The following is a 1,468-nucleotide window of genomic DNA, read 5'->3' as shown; positions in this document are numbered from 1 at the left end:
GTGGCAACCTGGCGGGCGCCTTCTTCCTTTGGTGTCATTTCGCCGTGTCCGGCGATCATGGTCTGCTCGTCGAAGGGCAGTTCGCCGGAGAGGACGCGGGTGACCTGGGCGCCGTCGATTTCCTTGACCCAGGTGCCTACCAGGACGGTGGCGACGGCGTTGCCGGTGAAGTTGGTCAGGGCGCGGGCTTCGGACATGAAGCGGTCGATGCCGACGATGATGCCCACACCGCCGAGCAGTTCGGGCCGGTGTGCCTGCAGGCCTGCTGCGAGGGTGGCCAGGCCTGCGCCGGTCACGCCGGCGGCGCCCTTGGAGGCGATGATCATGAAGACCAGCAGGGAGATCTGGGCGCCGAGGTCCAGCGGGGTGCCCATGGCGTTGGCCACGAAGAGGGAGGCCATGGTCAGGTAGATGGCCGTGCCGTCCAGGTTGAAGGAGTAGCCGGTGGGAACGGTGACGCCGACGACGGGCTTGGAGACGCCGAGGTGTTCCATCTTGGCGATCAGCCGGGGCAGGGCGGCCTCGGAGGACGAGGTGGAGAAGATGATGAGGTATTCACGGGCCAGGTACTTCATCAGCTTGAAGATGTTCACGCCCGCCACTACCTGGAGGATGCCGCCGAGGATGACCACGATGAACAGTGCGCAGGTGATGTAGAAGGCGACCATCAGGGTGAACATGCTCACGATGGCCTGGACGCCGGTTGCCCCGACGACGGCGGCGATGGCACCGAAGGCGCCGATGGGGGCGACCCACATGATCATGATCAGGACGCGGAAGACCAGGGCCTGGCCGTGGCCGATGGCCTTGAGGATCGGGGCACCCGCCGGGCCCATCTTCTGCAGTGCGAAACCAACGAGGATGGCCGCGAGCAGGGTGGGCAGGACGGGGATGTCGCTGGGGATGATGCCGAGGAGGAAGTCAACGGTGCTGTCCGTTGCGGCCTTCTTGTTGGGATCGTAAGCGCTGAGCTTCAGGCCTTCGCCCGGGTGGATGATGTTGCCCACCACCAGGCCGATGGCCAGGGCGAACGTGGACATGATGATGAAGTACCCCAGTGCCAGGCCGCCGACCTTGCCGACCGTGGCCGCCTTGGCGATGGAGCCGATGCCGAGGACGATGGTGCAGAAGATGACCGGCGCGATCATCATCTTGATGAGCTTTACGAAGCCGTCACCGAGGGGCTTGAGGTTCTTGCCGACCTCCGGGAACAGCAGGCCCACCACCGCGCCGAGCACGACGGCGGCGATAACGGCAATGTAGAGGTAATGGGACTTGTCCAGTCCCTTGCGCCGCGGCGCCGCGGTCTCGAGCGACTCTCCTCGTTGAGAAGCCATGATGTGTCTCCTTGTGGATATTCTGATAGACGCTGCGGCGCAGTCTCTGGGCTCAACACGTCCGTACAATGTGATATCCATCATTGAGCACCCCGTGATCCAGCTCACCGTTGCGTTCATATTGGTCACGG

General features: G+C 64.0%; 1 protein-coding gene. It reads right to left on the bottom strand.

Going from position 1 to position 1,468, the window contains the following annotated elements; genetic code table 11:
* A partial coding sequence (locus J2X98_RS22170; RefSeq protein WP_307312678.1) for a cation:dicarboxylate symporter family transporter occupies nt 1-1,337 on the bottom strand: 1,337 nt, incomplete at its 3' end.
* Nucleotides 1,338-1,468 lie beyond the last annotated feature (131 nt).

The sequence above is a fragment of the Pseudarthrobacter enclensis genome (assembly GCF_030811655.1).
Classification (GTDB): Bacteria; Actinomycetota; Actinomycetes; order Actinomycetales; family Micrococcaceae; genus Arthrobacter; species Arthrobacter enclensis_A.
Note: the sequence above shows the minus strand (reverse complement) of the source record. Positions and strands in the feature narration are given on the sequence as shown.